The 15,887-nt window shown below is 39.2% G+C and carries 16 protein-coding genes and 1 pseudogene; 7 read left to right on the forward strand and 10 right to left on the reverse strand.

Going from position 1 to position 15,887, the window contains the following annotated elements; genetic code table 11:
• Window positions 1-7 precede the first annotated feature (7 nt).
• From NMM19_RS06540 to NMM19_RS06565, 6 genes are all read right to left on the reverse strand, one after another.
• The gene (locus NMM19_RS06540) at window positions 8-916 is read right to left on the reverse strand and encodes a DUF4097 family beta strand repeat-containing protein (protein WP_178895591.1); all 909 of its coding nucleotides are present in this window, start codon (window positions 914-916) and stop codon (window positions 8-10) included.
• A complete protein-coding gene (locus NMM19_RS06545; protein WP_178895590.1) occupies window positions 909-1,502 on the reverse strand; it encodes a DUF1700 domain-containing protein in 594 nt (197 codons plus the stop codon). The genes NMM19_RS06540 and NMM19_RS06545 overlap by 8 nt, the downstream gene beginning before the upstream one ends.
• A complete protein-coding gene (locus tag NMM19_RS06550) occupies window positions 1,489-1,815 on the reverse strand; it encodes a PadR family transcriptional regulator (protein ID WP_049526196.1) in 327 nt (108 codons plus the stop codon). Before NMM19_RS06550 ends, NMM19_RS06545 begins: the two co-directional genes overlap by 14 nt.
• 172 nt (window positions 1,816-1,987) lie before the next feature.
• The gene (locus tag NMM19_RS06555; protein WP_178895589.1) at window positions 1,988-2,413 is read right to left on the reverse strand and encodes a hypothetical protein; all 426 of its coding nucleotides are present in this window, start codon (window positions 2,411-2,413) and stop codon (window positions 1,988-1,990) included.
• A gap of 41 nt (window positions 2,414-2,454) precedes the next feature.
• Window positions 2,455-3,951 (reverse strand): gliding motility protein, encoded by a 1,497-nt coding sequence (locus tag NMM19_RS06560; RefSeq protein ID WP_178895588.1) that lies wholly within the window; start codon window positions 3,949-3,951, stop codon window positions 2,455-2,457.
• Between the two features lie 548 nt (window positions 3,952-4,499).
• Window positions 4,500-5,666 carry an MFS transporter gene (locus NMM19_RS06565; protein ID WP_178895587.1) on the reverse strand — a complete coding sequence of 389 codons (1,167 nt, stop codon included), beginning with the start codon at window positions 5,664-5,666 and terminating at the stop codon, window positions 4,500-4,502.
• A 217-nt stretch (window positions 5,667-5,883) separates the two neighbouring features.
• Between NMM19_RS06565 and NMM19_RS06570 the strand changes: the two genes are divergently transcribed.
• From NMM19_RS06570 to NMM19_RS06585, 4 genes are all read left to right on the forward strand, one after another.
• Entirely contained in the window at window positions 5,884-6,714 is an 831-nt protein-coding gene (locus NMM19_RS06570) for a glycosyltransferase (RefSeq protein ID WP_178895586.1), read from the forward strand.
• A gap of 77 nt (window positions 6,715-6,791) precedes the next feature.
• Window positions 6,792-8,642, forward strand: a complete 1,851-nt coding sequence (locus tag NMM19_RS06575) for a nucleoside-diphosphate sugar epimerase/dehydratase (protein WP_178895585.1) — start codon at window positions 6,792-6,794, stop codon at window positions 8,640-8,642.
• Window positions 8,643-8,758: 116 nt separating this feature from the next.
• On the forward strand, window positions 8,759-9,115 hold the full coding sequence (locus NMM19_RS06580; RefSeq protein ID WP_178895584.1) for a DUF805 domain-containing protein: 357 nt from the start codon (window positions 8,759-8,761) through the stop codon (window positions 9,113-9,115).
• Between the two features lie 167 nt (window positions 9,116-9,282).
• Window positions 9,283-9,726 carry a DUF805 domain-containing protein gene (locus tag NMM19_RS06585; protein ID WP_178895583.1) on the forward strand — a complete coding sequence of 148 codons (444 nt, stop codon included), beginning with the start codon at window positions 9,283-9,285 and terminating at the stop codon, window positions 9,724-9,726.
• 86 nt (window positions 9,727-9,812) lie between these two features.
• Here NMM19_RS06585 and NMM19_RS06590 read toward each other — a convergent pair whose 3' ends face one another.
• From NMM19_RS06590 to sdaAB, 3 genes are read right to left on the reverse strand one after another with little or no spacing between them, the layout of a single operon-like run.
• Entirely contained in the window at window positions 9,813-10,454 is a 642-nt protein-coding gene (locus NMM19_RS06590; RefSeq protein WP_178895582.1) for an HAD hydrolase-like protein, read from the reverse strand.
• Window positions 10,455-10,477: 23 nt separating this feature from the next.
• The gene (gene sdaAA, locus NMM19_RS06595) at window positions 10,478-11,350 is read right to left on the reverse strand and encodes an L-serine ammonia-lyase, iron-sulfur-dependent, subunit alpha (protein WP_016466472.1); all 873 of its coding nucleotides are present in this window, start codon (window positions 11,348-11,350) and stop codon (window positions 10,478-10,480) included.
• Between the two features lie 8 nt (window positions 11,351-11,358).
• Window positions 11,359-12,030, reverse strand: coding sequence for an L-serine ammonia-lyase, iron-sulfur-dependent subunit beta (gene sdaAB / locus NMM19_RS06600; protein WP_006151069.1), 672 nt, complete (start codon window positions 12,028-12,030; stop codon window positions 11,359-11,361).
• Between the two features lie 240 nt (window positions 12,031-12,270).
• Between sdaAB and NMM19_RS06605 the strand changes: the two genes are divergently transcribed.
• Together NMM19_RS06605 and NMM19_RS08400 are read left to right on the forward strand one after the other, a co-directional pair.
• Window positions 12,271-12,891, forward strand: coding sequence for a LysM peptidoglycan-binding domain-containing protein (locus NMM19_RS06605; RefSeq protein WP_178895581.1), 621 nt, complete (start codon window positions 12,271-12,273; stop codon window positions 12,889-12,891).
• A gap of 277 nt (window positions 12,892-13,168) precedes the next feature.
• Window positions 13,169-13,355 (forward strand): annotated as a pseudogene (locus NMM19_RS08400) (hypothetical protein).
• A 175-nt stretch (window positions 13,356-13,530) separates the two neighbouring features.
• Here the strand turns inward: NMM19_RS08400 and NMM19_RS06610 are convergent.
• Window positions 13,531-14,328 (reverse strand): hypothetical protein, encoded by a 798-nt coding sequence (locus tag NMM19_RS06610; protein WP_178895580.1) that lies wholly within the window; start codon window positions 14,326-14,328, stop codon window positions 13,531-13,533.
• A 304-nt stretch (window positions 14,329-14,632) separates the two neighbouring features.
• On the opposite strand from NMM19_RS06610, the gene mnmA reads away from it, so the two are divergent.
• Window positions 14,633-15,754, forward strand: a complete 1,122-nt coding sequence (mnmA, locus tag NMM19_RS06615) for a tRNA 2-thiouridine(34) synthase MnmA (RefSeq protein WP_178895579.1) — start codon at window positions 14,633-14,635, stop codon at window positions 15,752-15,754.
• Window positions 15,755-15,887 lie beyond the last annotated feature (133 nt).

Genomic DNA, 15,887 nt, shown 5'->3' on the forward strand with positions numbered 1-15,887 from the left:
GACCTTATTATGGGAAATAGATACTTTGATTCGATTTTGCGACGAGGAGATCTTGCGTATCTTTTTTTTCTGTTTTGTAAGGGTTAGCTAATGCTTCACCTTTACTACCTCCCGTAGGTATGTCACGTCTGTCTCGATGCCAACGATAGATATCACCATGTTCAGCAGAAAACTCAACATTGATTCGATCAAGTTCCTTTTGAGATAACTCGAATGAGATATCTTTTCTTGCCTCGAATTCCACTCGACCATGCACTTGGATATCGTCTGCCTCGATATGTTCATGATCTGCTTGGATGCGGCTATCTGTTAGACTGGTTTCAAATACATTGACAATTCCAGTTGTAGTCAGTTGGCTATTTTTAATCTCGCTATCAGTGATACGAAGAAGAAAGCCATTTGACAGAATCTTGGCATTGTTGATTTTTGCATTGGAAATTGAAAGGATACGATGGTCAACCTGAGCTGTAAGATTTTTTAAGTCCTTTCCTCTTGGTAATGAGAGTACGATTTCATCATTGCGGCTAGAAATTCCGCTTGCGATAAAGAGGATACCTTCGATACTAGAACCTATAGAGCGACGTGTAGTTGATTTAGTATCAGTTATTTCAAGACTTTTCTCTTTGATAGAGTGTTGAAGGTTCTCTTTTTCAGAGATGGTCGGGTGATACTGGAGGTGGATCTTATCATCGTTTGACTCCGTAATGACGAGCGAATGTTCTGTTAGTGAGATGTTTAGATTTTCAATATCTTTATCAAAAACGAGCTCTTCCATTCGGCTTTCAAAGACTGGATTTTGAGACATTGCGAGGAGGCTTCTGACACCATCGGTTTGGATGCCGATGATTATCATGGCAAAACCAATGATACTAGTAACAACACCAAAGATAAGAAATCCTTTTGTTAATTTACGCATGACTTTCACCTCTCTTTCCTCTATTAAGAATCCACTGAATAAGTCGAAGGATTAGTAATCCAAAGAAACGTGCTACATAGGAAGTCGCTAGTAAGACTAGAGACGAAGCCCCGATAGCTAGTAAACCTCCACCAAAAATCAGCACAAAAGCAGATGTAGATTCAGCCAGGACGTAGAAGCTTTCAAATAGGAGAACGCCTCCTAGGATTAGTCCAGCTGCTGATACAGCAAAGAAGGCTAAAAGTACACTAACCGCAGCGATAAAAATCCCGATGATAGCCATGAGAAGACCAATCCCGACTGGAATCCCAATAGGTGCAGCCAGAAGTGCGATGATTGCGATTTGTAAAACCTGACGGTTGTTCTTATTGGAATTTTCTTCGTTGATTTTTTTATCAAGAAGTGTAGTCAGGACATCATGGGCAGCTTCTTTTGGACTTCCCAGGCTAGCTATTAGGTCTTCCTCGCCTTCAGGACCAGCATCATCAAAGAGTTCTTTGAAGTAATCCATGGCTTCGATGCGATCAGCTTGAGGAAGCTTCATCAGATAGGCTTCAAGCTGATTCAAATATTCAGTTCTTGTCATGGCGAATGCTCCCTTCTATGATGCCGTTGATAGTGTCAGTATAGAGTGTCCATTCTTCTCGAAGGACAAATAGTTGCTCCTCTCCAATTTCTGTCAAGGAGTAGTACTTGCGCATCCGACCTTGGTATTCGCGAGAGTATGTAGTCAGATAGCGGTTGGTCTCCAGTTTTTTCAAGATGGGGTAGAGAGTAGATTCCTTGATTTTGGCGATGAGTTTAATGGTTTGGCTAATTTCATAACCATAGGAATCCCCTTGTTCTAGAATGGCCAAGATGAGAAATTCAATCAAGGCCGATGATGTTGGAAAATACATGGGGCACCTCCTTTTTTAGTATGTAAAAATTTTATATATAATTATTCTACACATACATCATACATCTAAATGAAAGCCCTGTCAAGTAATATGTGTAAAATTTTTATATATAAAAATCTCCTAGTAAAAACTAGAAGATTGGAGGCTGTTTTGCATTACTTTGAGGCAATGCTTATCTGTAATCCTCATCATAAATGGGCGGAAGATAAAAATACTTGTCTTCAATCTTGATTTTGGCACAGAGGATGCCGTTTTGATAGACATATCCGTTAAATGGAGGATAGCTATCCAAGTTTTTTAGGATATTCTCAGGCAAAGAACTAAAATTGTAATCCCTCAGAGCCCCAGAACCAATCAATCTTTCAGTCCGATAAGCCTTGATTTCTTTTTCATATTTTTTGAGAAATGCTTCTCGTTTGCTTTCAAAGAGAGCCAAATCTCCATCATCTAACTGGTAATAGCGTTCATAACCAGCAATCCAAGAAATATAAACACACAGTAAAGATTTTTCTATCTCAGGAGAGTAGCCAATTGTAAAGTAATTTTCTTTGTCGACCTGCCGATTTTCGACTGTGATAGTTTGTATAAAGTTAGTCATGATAATCTCCGTTTCAAGAATGAACTAGAAAGATTTCTCATTTAAAAATCTTTTAGCTCATCAAAGATTTCTATAAATTTTTCTTTGTCCATCCCTAAATCTTCAGGTAGTAAATCTAAGATCTCAACTAGAGCACTATAGATATCCTCTCTCTCGATTGTTTCAATAAAACAGTTACGTTTGTCCATTTTATTGAAACCTTGAGTATATTCTCTTATGAGAACTTCTACGTTTGTCATAGTGTTCTCATTGGGGTTTTCTAGAAGCTTTATAAGGCTTGCTCTAGTCTTTCTATATAGAGAGGCTGCTTTTTTTGCGTTTGCGGTTGAAATATTCTCTTGACCATCCCATGAGCGAAATGGATTGTCTAGGTTTTGGGCTAGCCATTCAGCTTTTCTCGGTTTTGTTATCCAAAGATTCAGTCCCTTGTCCTGCTGTTTTTTATAATATTTTTTGGCCACTTTAGCGGCCTCTTCTGGTAAGCTGCTCATCCAAAACATGCTTAATCGAGGTAAATCTTCTGGTTTGGGAATATCCTCTGCAGTAAAGCCAAACAAATCAACAGTTGAAAAATTGACTAACTCTTTGAACTCTGATAATTTATGGAAATTAAGAATATGACCAGGTTTCCCCCACAATCTTAATTCCCTAAGATTTGGATAGTTATTCAAGATTTGTGCAAAGTCTATTTCAAGGATGTTAGAACAATGGATGGCTCCCAAATCCTTTAATCCCAGTACCTTAGGCAGAGAACGATCAAGTTGTAATCGTAAGCTGGCTCCATGATCCTTTACAAGTATCTGACAATTGTCGCTCATGTCTCCTAATAAGAGTAGCTCCTCCAGATCATCATTCAATATAAGTTCCTCTACACCTGTCAAATCAATGGAAAGTCGATGTATGGATGTCTTAGAAAAATCCAGTTTTGTTTGTCCATGCTTTTCAAGAACTAGTTCTGTAATAAAAGGAGTCGACTGCAAATATTCATATATATTTTTGTGCCATTTAGTTAATGCCAACTTAGATAAGCAAGGAAATACTTTTAATTCTGATGCGTCTTCAAAAGGCGTCCACTCGTCATTGATATTGTGTTTAGAAATACGATACTCATTTCCTGCAAATGAAACTTTTTCCTTGCTTTTATCTGCTTTCTTAAATAAATCTCTTTTTTCTTTTGGTATTTCTTGCCATTTCAGTTGCCTATAAATATCGTAACCATTTCCCCAAAACATAGCATATGTGTTTGTGCTTTCAGTTGTTAATGGTGTTGTATTACCAATAAAAATATAATGTGACGGTACATGAATATCAACATTACTAAGATGTAAGTTTCTTTCCCAGTACATAAAATCTATATAGAGTGGCTTCAAAGAAGATAGTTCTTCTTCTCTAAGAGGTTCTTCTCCTGACCAGTCTAATGACAGCAGGACAGCCTGAGGCTTTTTCTCCCCCTCTTCGATCTTGGTTATCTGGCAAGCTATGTATTTTTTTAGATGGGTATTGTAAACACAATAGACGTCCCCTGCTTTTGCTAGCATATAAATTTCTCCTTAAATGTTACTACATTTTCAATAGTCTTTTTAGACTTTTAAACAAATACTTGTTTGTAATTGAGTTAAAACAAGTAAAGTTCTTTAAGATTTTATTTTAGATAGATTTCTGGTTTCTCAATGACTGAGCCATACTTCAATTTTGGTAATTGAAGGATTTTATGATGCAAAAGTTTAACCTCCTTGGAAGGTTTGATTGTTAGATATTCTAGCTTTATCAGATTAATGATTGAAGTTGCGTCCTTACTTTTTTGGATACCAGTAAAAAAGTTGAAATAGCGTAACTATGGTATATCATTTAAAAAGTTAGAGGAATCTACATGGATGTTTTTAGGGGCAAAACAATCCCCTTCAATTGAGAGAGTTTCGACTTCTTTGAGAGATAAATTGTATAGTTGTTTCCATCATAGGTATATTATAGCATGTTTAGGATTCAGGGAAGTCTTGTGAAGAGTCTTATCAAACATTTTTAAAAGAAAAAGCCAGACATCCGTCTGACTTGAAAAGTATTTCTCGTTGAGTTGAATTTCAACCTTTTAAAGGATTTTATCCGCTCGGTCCACTATAAAGACTGAAATAATGATAATGATATCAATAATTAGAAGAGCCAGTACGGCTGGGACCCAAGATTGGAAAAAGTTAAAACTGTAACCAAAGAGGGCTGGGCCGATGGCTGCCAAAATGTAGCCACCGGTCTGGGCAAGTCCAGACAATTGAGCCGTCTTTTCAGGTGAGCTTGTTTTGATAGAGAAGCAAACCATGAGATAGGGGAAAAGTGCGCTACAGGCAGTACCAATTAAGAGATGGGCCACCAACCAGTAGAGGAAACTGTTGCTCGGGTATAAAAGCATAGCAATTCCAAGCATTCCAGCCAGAGAGACGATTGTTAACATGATTTGACGGTGACGATTGGACAAACGAGTCGTTAGACTTGGAATGGTCATGGAGAAGGGGATACTAGTCAGAGAAAAGATAGAAGCTAAAAGACCGGCATCTGTGTGAGATAAACCAGCACTGATTGCCATGGTAGGTAACCAGGTCATACTAGTGTAAAAGAGTAAGGATTGGAGACCGCAAAAAATCATGATAGCCCAAACCTGCTTGTTTTTTAAGATATTCTCTTTCTTTTGTTTTTTCTCATGCCCTTCCAGAAAATGGTTGTACCCATGGTTGGGTAACCAAATGAAGAAGGTTAGCAAGCAGAGAAGGCTTAGACAAAGGATTAAACCTTTCCAAGAAGTAGCTTGAGTGATAGGGACAGAGATGTAAGAGGAGAGGGCAGTTGCAATCCCCATAGAAGTCACATAAAGTGTTGTCAGAAAACTGATTTTTTGCGGGTAGTTTGCCTGAATGACACTAGGAAGAAGCACGTTGAAAATAGCGATACTTGCTCCGATAAGTAAGGTTCCCAGATAGAGCAGAGGGAGATTGAAGATACGAATCACTGAACCGACGGTCAAGACGATAAGACTATAGGTGAAAAGGTGCTCAAGTCCAATTTTTTGAGCCAAACGGGTCGCAAAAGAGGAGAAAAGGGCGAACATCAAGAGAGGAAGACTCGTCAAAACACCAAGTGAACTGACCTCAACTCCTAAACCTTGAGCAATATCTCCTAAAATAGTCGGTAAGGCCGTAAAAGGAGCTCTTAAGACCGCTCCAATTAAGATAATTCCTAGAATAAAAAAGAGTGATCGTTTTTTCATGTGGACCTCAATAAGCTGATTTTGATAACAGCTTATTTTAAGGCTTTTTCCTATAGATGTCAAGATGGCGTGAGGGAATCCGTCTTTTAGCTGCGAAAAATCATTGAAAAAAGTTTGATAGATTTACTAGTTTTTTTCTGGGATTCAAATAAAAATAGGAAAGTCTGAAAAATTGTGATAAAATAGTGAAAGAAAATCTATAAATTGGAGAAGTACTGTGTCTGAAAATCGTAAATTTAGCGTATTGATGTCAGTCTATGTTAAAGAAAATCCAGCCTTTCTAGAAGAGGCAGTAGAGAGTATCTTACATCAAACGCTCAAACCTAGCGAAGTGGTAATCGTCGAAGATGGTCCACTGACACCTGAACTGTATCAAGTTTTGGGAAAATTGGAAGCACAGTCAAGTATTCCAATCAAACGTTGTCCGCTTGTTCAAAATCGTGGTCTAGGTTTGGCGCTTCAGTTTGGTGTCTTACAGTGCCAATATGACGTTATTGCCCGTATGGATACAGATGACATTGCTGTCGAAGACCGTTTCGAACAACAGTTTGAATTGATGGAAAAAGAAAACTTGGACCTGCTAGGTGGTCATATCGCAGAGTTTATCGACCAACCAGATGAGATTGTGTCTTACCGTCGTGTGCCGATTAAGCATGAGGATATCGTTGCCTACCAACGTATGAGAAGTGCCTTTAATCACATGACTGTTATGTTCAAAAGAAAGATGGTTCTAAAGGCTGGCAACTACGAAGACGGTCTCTATATGGAAGATGATCTCCTTTGGCTCAATATGATTAGTGCAGGAGCTCGAACTGGGAATGTGGATCAGATTCTATGTAAGGTGCGAGTGGGAGCAGGGATGTTTGAACGTCGTGGTGGCCTTCGCTATCTAAAACTCTATCGCCAAGCACGAAAGAGAATGCACGAGCGTGGACAGATTTCTTACGGTGAATATCTGAAAAGTGTCTTAATCCAAGTTGTTGTTGCCCTCTGTCCAGGCTTTATACGACAGTTTATATTTTTAAAACTTCTAAGAAAAAGCAAGTAATTGTAGCCAATTGGATTTTAAAAATTTATCTGAAGATTACTAGAAAATGTGATTTTGTGTAGGAGGATACCATTCACATGAATAAAAAAATAACAGATTACGTAATTGATCTGGTTGAAGTATTAAATAAACAACAGAAACAAATATTTTGGGGATTTTTTGATATTGCCAGTATGGTCTTATCAATTATTGTTTCCTATATTCTATTTTATGGCTTGATTAATCCAGCCCCGGTAGACTATGTCATTTACACAGGCCTAACCTTCCTTTTCTACCAGCTTATGATTGGATTTTGGGGGCTGAATGCTAGTATTAGTAGATATAGCAAAATCACAGATTTTATGAAGATTTTCTTCGGAGTGACTATCAGTAGTATCTTCTCTTATGTGATCTGCTATGCTTTCTTGCCACTCTTTTCTGTCCGCTTTATCGTACTCTTTATCCTATTAACAACTTTCTTGATTCTACTTCCTCGTATCACTTGGCAGTTGATTTACTCAAGACGTAGAAAGGGAAATGGCGAAGGAGAACACCGTCGTACCTTCTTGATTGGTGCAGGCGATGGTGGTGCGCTCTTTATGGACAGCTACCAACATCCTACTAGTGACCTTGAACTGGTTGGGATTTTGGATAATGATGAAAAGAAAAAAGGACAAAAGCTTGGGAAAATCCCAGTTTTGGGTTCTTATGATGATCTACCAGAATTGGCTAAACGCTATAGAGTTGAAAAAGTTATCGTTGCGATTCCGTCACTAGATCCATCTGAATATGAGCGAATCCTGCAAATGTGTAACCATATCGGTGTAAAATGCTATAAGATGCCGATGATTGAGTCAGTTGTGCAAGGCATCCAACCTCAAGCAGGTGGTTTCCAGAAGATTGATATCACAGACCTTTTAGGACGTAAGGAGATTCAGCTTGATGAATCACGTCTGGGTTCTGAAATCACTGGTAAAACCATCTTGGTGACCGGTGCCGGAGGATCAATCGGTTCAGAAATCTGTCGTCAGGTTAGTCGTTTCAATCCTGAACGTGTCATTCTGCTCGGTCATGGAGAAAACTCTATTTATCTTATTTACCATGAATTGATTCGCAAGTTCCAGGAAATTGATTTTGTTCCTGTCATTGCTGATATTCAAGATTACGATCGTTTGCTTCAAGTTTTTGAGCAGTACGAACCAGCTATTGTTTACCATGCTGCAGCCCATAAACATGTTCCGATGATGGAGCGTAATCCAAAAGAAGCCTTCAAGAATAACATCCTTGGAACTTATAATGTTGCTAAGGCAGTTGACGCTGCTCGAGTTCCAAAAATGGTCATGATTTCGACAGATAAGGCCGTTAATCCACCAAACGTAATGGGAGCAACTAAACGTGTGGCTGAGTTGATTGTTACAGGTTTTAACCAACGTAGCCAATCAACCTATTGTGCGGTGCGTTTCGGTAACGTACTCGGTAGTCGTGGTAGTGTGATTCCTGTTTTTGAACGTCAGATTGCTGAAGGTGGTCCTGTAACGGTGACAGACTTCCGAATGACTCGTTACTTTATGACTATTCCAGAAGCTAGTCGTTTGGTGATTCATGCGGGCGCTTATGCCAAGGATGGGGAGGTCTTTATCCTTGATATGGGCAAACCAGTACGCATTTACGACTTGGCTAAGAAAATGGTTCTACTCAGTGGCCATACTGAAAATGAAATTCCAATCGTAGAAGTAGGGATCCGTCCAGGTGAAAAACTATATGAAGAGTTACTTGTATCAACTGAATTAGTTGACAATCAAGTAATGGACAAAATCTTTGTTGGTAAGGTAAATGTGATGCCTCTTGAAATAATCAATCAGAAGATTGAAGAGTTCCGTACTATGCAGGGTTCTGAGTTGAAGAGAGCTATTATTAGCTTTGCTAACGAAACAACACATGTTGACTAAATATAGATAATCTCTTTTTTCTAGATTTCGAGAGACTTTCAGAGTTTTTTGAACAAACTTGTTATTATTGAACAGATATGGTAAACTATAGTAAATAAAAAATTAGGGAGTAACTTATGATTAACGCTTATAAGAATTTTTTTAAAGGATATGTAGATTTTGCAGGCCGTTCAACACGTTCCGACTATTGGTGGGTTTGGCTTGGAAATATTATTCTTTATATTCCTTTCTTCTTAACATACGGAAATGCTCTGGCTAATTCGCGAAACGAGGGTGCTCTTATATCTTTGGGCTTTATCGCTATTATCTATTTTATTTTTGGCCTAGCACTTTTATTGCCGTCACTTGCTTTGATGGTCCGTCGCCTTCGTGATGCTGGTTTCCACTGGGCATTGATCTTTATTTTATTCGTTCCACTAGGTAGTATTGTTCTTCTAGTACTTTTCGCTATGCCAACAAAGGAAACACTATAAGATTAACTATCTGAAGAATGCTACAAGGACTAAGAAGTTTCAATCTTGCATAGGACTTCTTGAATATTATTGAACAATTTGCTAACACTCCCAGGTCTTTTACTAGATTTGGGAGTGTTCTATAACTGTACAGTATCTACTAGTAAAATAAAAAATGGGAGTATCCTATGATTAATGCGTATAAAAATTTTTTTAAGAATTATGCAGAGTTCACTGGACGTTCAACGCGGCCAGATTACTGGTGGGTTTGGCTAGGAAACTTTATTCTTTCTATTCCTTTCTGGATTATCTATTTCTACACCGTATTTCTTAGTGCCGTGATGGATTCAATAAACGATTCAGTGAGCGAAGCGACTTTTATGGTATTTGGCTTAGTTGTTATTATTTATGCAGTTTTCTACCTAGCAATCTTAGTGCCAACACTAGCTTTGTCGGTTCGCCGTTTGCGTGATGCTGGATTCCACTGGGCCTTTATCTTCCTTCACTTTGTTCCAATGGTCGGACGTTTTGCTCTATTAGTTCTGCTAGCTATGCCAAGTAAGGAAGTAGAAATAGTAACAACCAATAGGCCTAAAGAAGTTGAAAGCGAAGAAGTTTCCCCTTTTGAATAATTGGACGAATATGGGGAATGTCATTCTCCTCATTATGATCAGACAAAAAGCTCCCAAACCTAACTTTTAGGCTGGGAGTCTTTTGTTTAACGTTTTAATTGTAGATGCTGTAAAATGTCTATTGGGTGGTGAGCAATCCAGTCAGGATGATAGGTCATGAGCTCCGTTTCATCGCCAAATCCCCAAGTAACCGCTAGTTTTTTAATGCCAGTTTCTTGGGCGCCAATCATATCAAACTTGGTATCTCCAACAATAACCACTTTTTCTGGAGCTAAATCATGTGTTGTTATAGCTTGACGAATAACATCTGCCTTGTGCAATGCTTGAGGGCTAGAACCATAGATACCATCAAAGAATTGATTGATCTCAAAGTTGCTGGTCATATCAATTGCAGTTGGTGTATTCTTCGTAGTAGTGATATAGAGTGGGTATTGTTGAGCTAGTTCAGTTAGCAGGTTTTTGATTTGTGGAAAGAGCTGGGCTTCGTAAACTCCCTTTTCCTTATAGTAGGAACGATAAAGCTGGATAGCTGTTTCAACTTGATCTGCTGGGAGGCAACTAGCGAAACTTGTTTCTAATGGTGGCCCCATAAAGCCACGGATGGTTTTTGCATCTGGACTAGGGACTCCCAGTTGTTCGAAAGTATAGGTGAACCCATTGTGAATACCGATTGAACTATCTACAAGGGTTCCATCTAGATCGAAAAAGATGGCTGATAGAGATGACATTGATTCTCCTCATAATGATGAAATTATTCACCGAAGATTTCTTTTTGAAGGCGACGACCTGTCGGTGTGGCAGCAAGGCCTCCCTCGGCAGTTTCACGAAAGGCGGTTGGAAGACTAGAGCCCACTTGGTACATGGCATCAATGACTTCATCAACTGGGATTTTTGATTCGATACCAGCTAAGGCCATATCGGCTGCGATAAAGGCGAAGCTTGCTCCCATGGCGTTACGCTTAACGCATGGAACTTCAACCAAACCTGCAACGGGATCGCAGATAAGACCAAGCATGTTTTTGATAACGAAGGCGATGGCCTGGCTCGCTTGATAAGGGGTTCCGCCTGCAGCTAGGGTTAAGGCAGCAGCACTCATGGCTGAAGCTGAACCAACTTCGGCTTGACAACCACCTTCGGCACCTGAGATAGAAGCATTGTTCGCAATGACGAGACCAAAAGCACCCGCAGCAAATAAGAAGTCTAGTTGTTGTTCATGAGTTAGACCCAACTTTTGAATAGCAGCTGTGAGGACTGCGGGAAGACAACCGGCACTACCAGCAGTAGGAGTTGCACAGACCAATCCCATCTTGGCATTGTGTTCATTAACGGCGATAGCGTTACGGGCGGCAGACAAGACAGTGAAGTCAGACAGCGTCTTTCCTTTTTTGATGTAGTGGTCGAGCTTGGCAGCATCACCACCTGTCAAACCGCTACGAGATTTCTTTTCACTAAGGCCAAGTTCAACAGAAGCTTTCATAACCTCAAGATTGCGTTCCATGAGGAGGAGAACTTCTTCTCGCTCACGACCAGTTAGCTCAAACTCAGTTGTAATCATGAGTTCAGCAACATTTCCTTGAAAATCTAGTTCGGCTTGTTCGACTAATTCTTTGATAGAGTAAAACATATTTTCTCCTATTGAAAGAAATTGACATTGTGCAAATGAGGAATTTTACGAATTTCTTCGATAGATTCTTCACAGTTGCGACTATCAACTTCGATAATCATAATGGCTTTCTCCCCGGCCTTTTCTCGGGTCACATTCATTTGAGCGATGTTAATGTCAAAGCGTGATAGGGCCTCTGTCACATGAGCAATCATACCTGGAACATCTTGATGAACGATGATAATAGTAGGTGTATTCATGTTGAGGGATACCGCAAAACCATTGAGTTCTGTCACCTGGATATTTCCACCGCCGATTGAAATTCCTGTTACGCTGATAGTCTTACGATCGTTCTTAACAGTGATTTTCGTAGTATTTGGGTGGGGAGCATTACTGTCCTTTTGGATGGTCCATACGATTTTAATGCCACGCTTATGAGCAATTTCTAAACTATTTGGAATTTCAGGGTCATCGGTATCCATTCCTAATATCCCAGCTACAAGGGCAAGGTCTGTCCCGTGTCCACGATAGGTTTTTGCAAAAGAGTTAAAAAGCTGGAATTCAACTTCAGTTGGAGTATCATCAAAGATAGATGAAACGATTTTACCGATACGAACAGCTCCCGCCGTGTGACTACTAGATGGCCCAATCATGACTGGTCCAATGATATCAAAGACAGATTGAAAACGAAGTGATTGCATCTGTTTCCCCTTAAAAAGATTCTTACTTCTATTATATCAAAGATTGGATGTAAGTGCTTATTTACATTCTGAAATATATAAAAATAGCAAAAACCTTTAATACTAAGGGTTTTGTAACAAAAAACGCTTTTTTCAGGTAAATAAATCACAGTTCTGTAACATTTCTACACAAATTCGTTAACAAATAGTAACATTAGAAAGGTATCATGGTAGTATAAGAAAAAAGGAGAACTTTTTTAAATGAAATTAAACATTAAGACTAAACTTGCAGGATTTGCAGTTGTACTTGCTTTCCTTGCACCATCACTAACTTTTGCACAAGAAACAAAAACTTACACAGTTAAACCTGGAGACACTCTTTCAGAAATTGCTGAAACTTACAACACAACAGTTGAAAAGTTAGCTAAATTGAACAACATTAAAAATGTTGACCTTATCTTTATTGACCAAGTATTGATTATCGATGGGGCAGCTCCAGTTGCTGAAACTACAACAACAGAAGCTCCTGTAGCAGAAGTTGAAGAAACTCCAGCAGTTGCTGAAACTGTTGTAGAAGAAACTACATATGAAGCTACTTACGAAGCTCCAGCACCTGCAGCGACAGAAAGCTACTCAGCTCCAGCTGCAACTGTAAGCGGATCTGAAGCAGAAGCTAAAGAATGGATCGCTCAAAAAGAATCAGGCGGTAGCTACACAGCTACAAACGGACGTTACATCGGTCGTTACCAATTGACAGATTCTTACTTGAACGGTGACTACTCAGCTGAAAACCAAGAACGTGTAGCAGACGCTTATGTTGCAGGACGTTACGGTTCATGGACAGCTGCTAAGAACTTCTGGCTTAACAACGGTTGGTATTAAGAAGATATAGAAAAGGAAGTCTCAAAGACTTTCTTTTTTTTGTTTACAAAGATATCAACTTCTCGCTCTAGTTCTGTTAGTAAGTGTTCGTCTTCTACTAGCTTAGCTAAGGAGAGTCCATTTTGACCAACTGAGCATCATTAGTACAAATGCCTATACGAATATAGGAAAACGCAAGTGTGTCGTACTGTCTGCTTATTTTTGCTTCCTCCAAGAGAGTGTAGTAAAGCTGTTTGCAAAGCAACTTATCACCATTGTAAAGATAAAGAGTTGAGAGATTCAGCAGCAACATCATATTTTGTCATTTTTATTATATCTAAGCATGTCTACTAGTCCAATAATTGGACTAGTGATTGGACATACTGAAATAAATCCAATAAATTCTATTATTATAGCTCTTAGTACGATATGGGCATTAATTTTGGTTGTATAGAAAATATTTTTATAGAGACGAAGATGACTAAAGTTTTTATCAATAATTGGCTCCATAATATCTATAGGGAATTAACCTGCTACCAATATCATAGAGCCCTAAAAAAGAGCCGTTTAAGGCTCTTTTTGTGTGTTTACATTTGATGAGAGATCATTATAAACATTGGTGTTGAGGGCTTACAAGTTTATGGGATTTCGCCATCTAGATTAGTTAGACGAACTGGTTGTATCGCTATTAGACTCTGATTGAGAATCTGAAGAATCAGCAGCTTGTCCTCCTGTATTGGCACCAGTATCTCCTCCACTGCTAGCACTATCAGTGGAGTATTGGTCTGTTGCAGGTGCTTGGGAATTAGATATGCTTCCATTTGTTTCCGGATAGCTTTGAATATAGCTACTATCTTCTGAACGGCTGGCTTCGAGTTCGGCATCTCTAGTAGTCGTTTCTGTTTGGGTAGTTTCTTCTTTTTTGGTCAAAACTTCAACTTGTTTTTGGAATTTAGAGATCAGTTCTTGAATTGGTTTTATTTTTTCTTCAATGGAAGTTTGTTCGTTAGTAGAGTTAATATCTTTAATGATTTCTAGTATTTTTTGTAAAGAAGTGATGGTCGTTTCAAGTTTTTGTTTATCTTGAAACTGGCTATCAGAGTCCTTTATATCTAATTTTAAAGCTTTTTCAGTATAATGCTTTGTGACTTTATCGGCAGTAGAAGTAAGAAAGTCTGTTAGTGTCTTTTTACCCGCATCAGTGGTTGGTTTCAATTCCTGAATCTTTTTCCAATCATCTATTATGCTTTCAGAATCGATGTTGAAGTCTTTAATGGCATTTTTTACTTGTTCAACATCTTGTTGATTTTTTTGTTGTTTGATGAGAGCAACGTTCCCTCTCTCTGCTTGGATTTTTTCTTGATGGAGGACTAAGCCTGTCAAAAGTCCAATACCTGCAATAAGTGTAATAATGAAAATAGTATTTTTTGATTTTAGTATATCTTTGTAGTTGTTCACAATAGTTCTACGCACGTGGATAAAGGTATATGTATGGAATCATGTGCGCATTCCTCCTCATTACAGTATATCATTTTTAGTTGATTTTAAAAATAAATTTTTAAAGTGAATAGAGGTTTAGGCATGAATTACTTTTTTGAGTTCTTAATTTTATGTATTTACAGAAGAGATTGCTAGATTTGTCTCCATCTTCCTTGTCATCTTTTTTAAAGCATGCTATAATGAATCTTGCTCAAGCGACCTTCAATCGTTGAAGCACACACGACCTTCAATCGTGAATAAACGAATAGATGGGAGACTTACCATGAGTGATAACTCTAAAACACGTGTTGTCGTGGGGATGAGTGGTGGTGTTGATTCGTCGGTGACGGCTCTCTTGCTCAAGGAGCAGGGCTACGATGTGATCGGCATCTTCATGAAGAACTGGGATGACACAGATGAAAACGGCGTCTGTACAGCGACCGAGGATTACAAGGATGTGGCTGCGGTGGCAGATCAACTTGGCATTCCTTACTACTCTGTCAATTTTGAAAAAGAGTACTGGGACCGCGTTTTTGAGTATTTCCTAGCGGAATACCGTGCAGGACGCACGCCAAATCCAGACGTTATGTGTAACAAGGAAATTAAGTTCAAGGCCTTTTTGGACTATGCCATGACCTTGGGTGCAGACTATGTAGCGACGGGGCATTATGCTCGAGTAGCGCGTGATGAGGATGGCACTGTTCACATGCTTCGTGGCGTGGACAATGGCAAGGACCAGACCTATTTCCTCAGCCAACTTTCGCAAGAACAACTCCAAAAAACCATGTTCCCACTAGGACATTTGGAAAAATCTGAAGTACGAAAAATAGCTGAAGAAGCAGGACTTGCGACTGCTAAGAAGAAAGACTCGACAGGGATTTGCTTTATCGGAGAAAAGAACTTTAAAGAATTTCTCAGCAACTACCTACCAGCCCAGCCTGGTCGCATGATGACTGTAGATGGTCGCGATATGGGCGAGCATGCAGGACTGATGTATTATACGATCGGTCAGCGTGGAGGACTTGGTATCGGTGGTCAACACGGTGGGGATAATGCCCCTTGGTTCGTTGTTGGAAAGGACTTGAGCCAAAATATCCTCTATGTAGGACAAGGTTTCTATCATGAAGCGCTCATGTCAACCAGTTTAGAGGCTAGTCAAGTCCACTTTACTCGTGACATGCCAGAGGAATTTACGCTCGAATGTACGGCTAAATTCCGCTACCGTCAGCCAGACTCGAAGGTGACTGTACATGTCAAAGGAGACAAGGCAGAGGTCATTTTTGCAGAACCACAACGCGCCATTACACCAGGACAGGCAGTTGTCTTTTACGATGGTGAAGAATGTCTCGGTGGTGGTTTGATTGACAATGCCTACCGTGATGGCAAGGTTTGTCAGTACATTTAGATTGACAAATTTTCTCAATTTGCTACAATAATAAAAGCAATAGAAATGATGGTCAAAGCTCATGGATGTTGCAGGCTTTTTTGTCCTGCACTTCTTACGAGTTTTGACTGTTTTTGTGTCGTTTAAAGGAAAG

Origin of the sequence: Streptococcus sp. CF8_St5-17, from assembly GCF_024295665.1 — a bacterium.
Taxonomy (GTDB): Bacteria; Bacillota; Bacilli; order Lactobacillales; family Streptococcaceae; genus Streptococcus.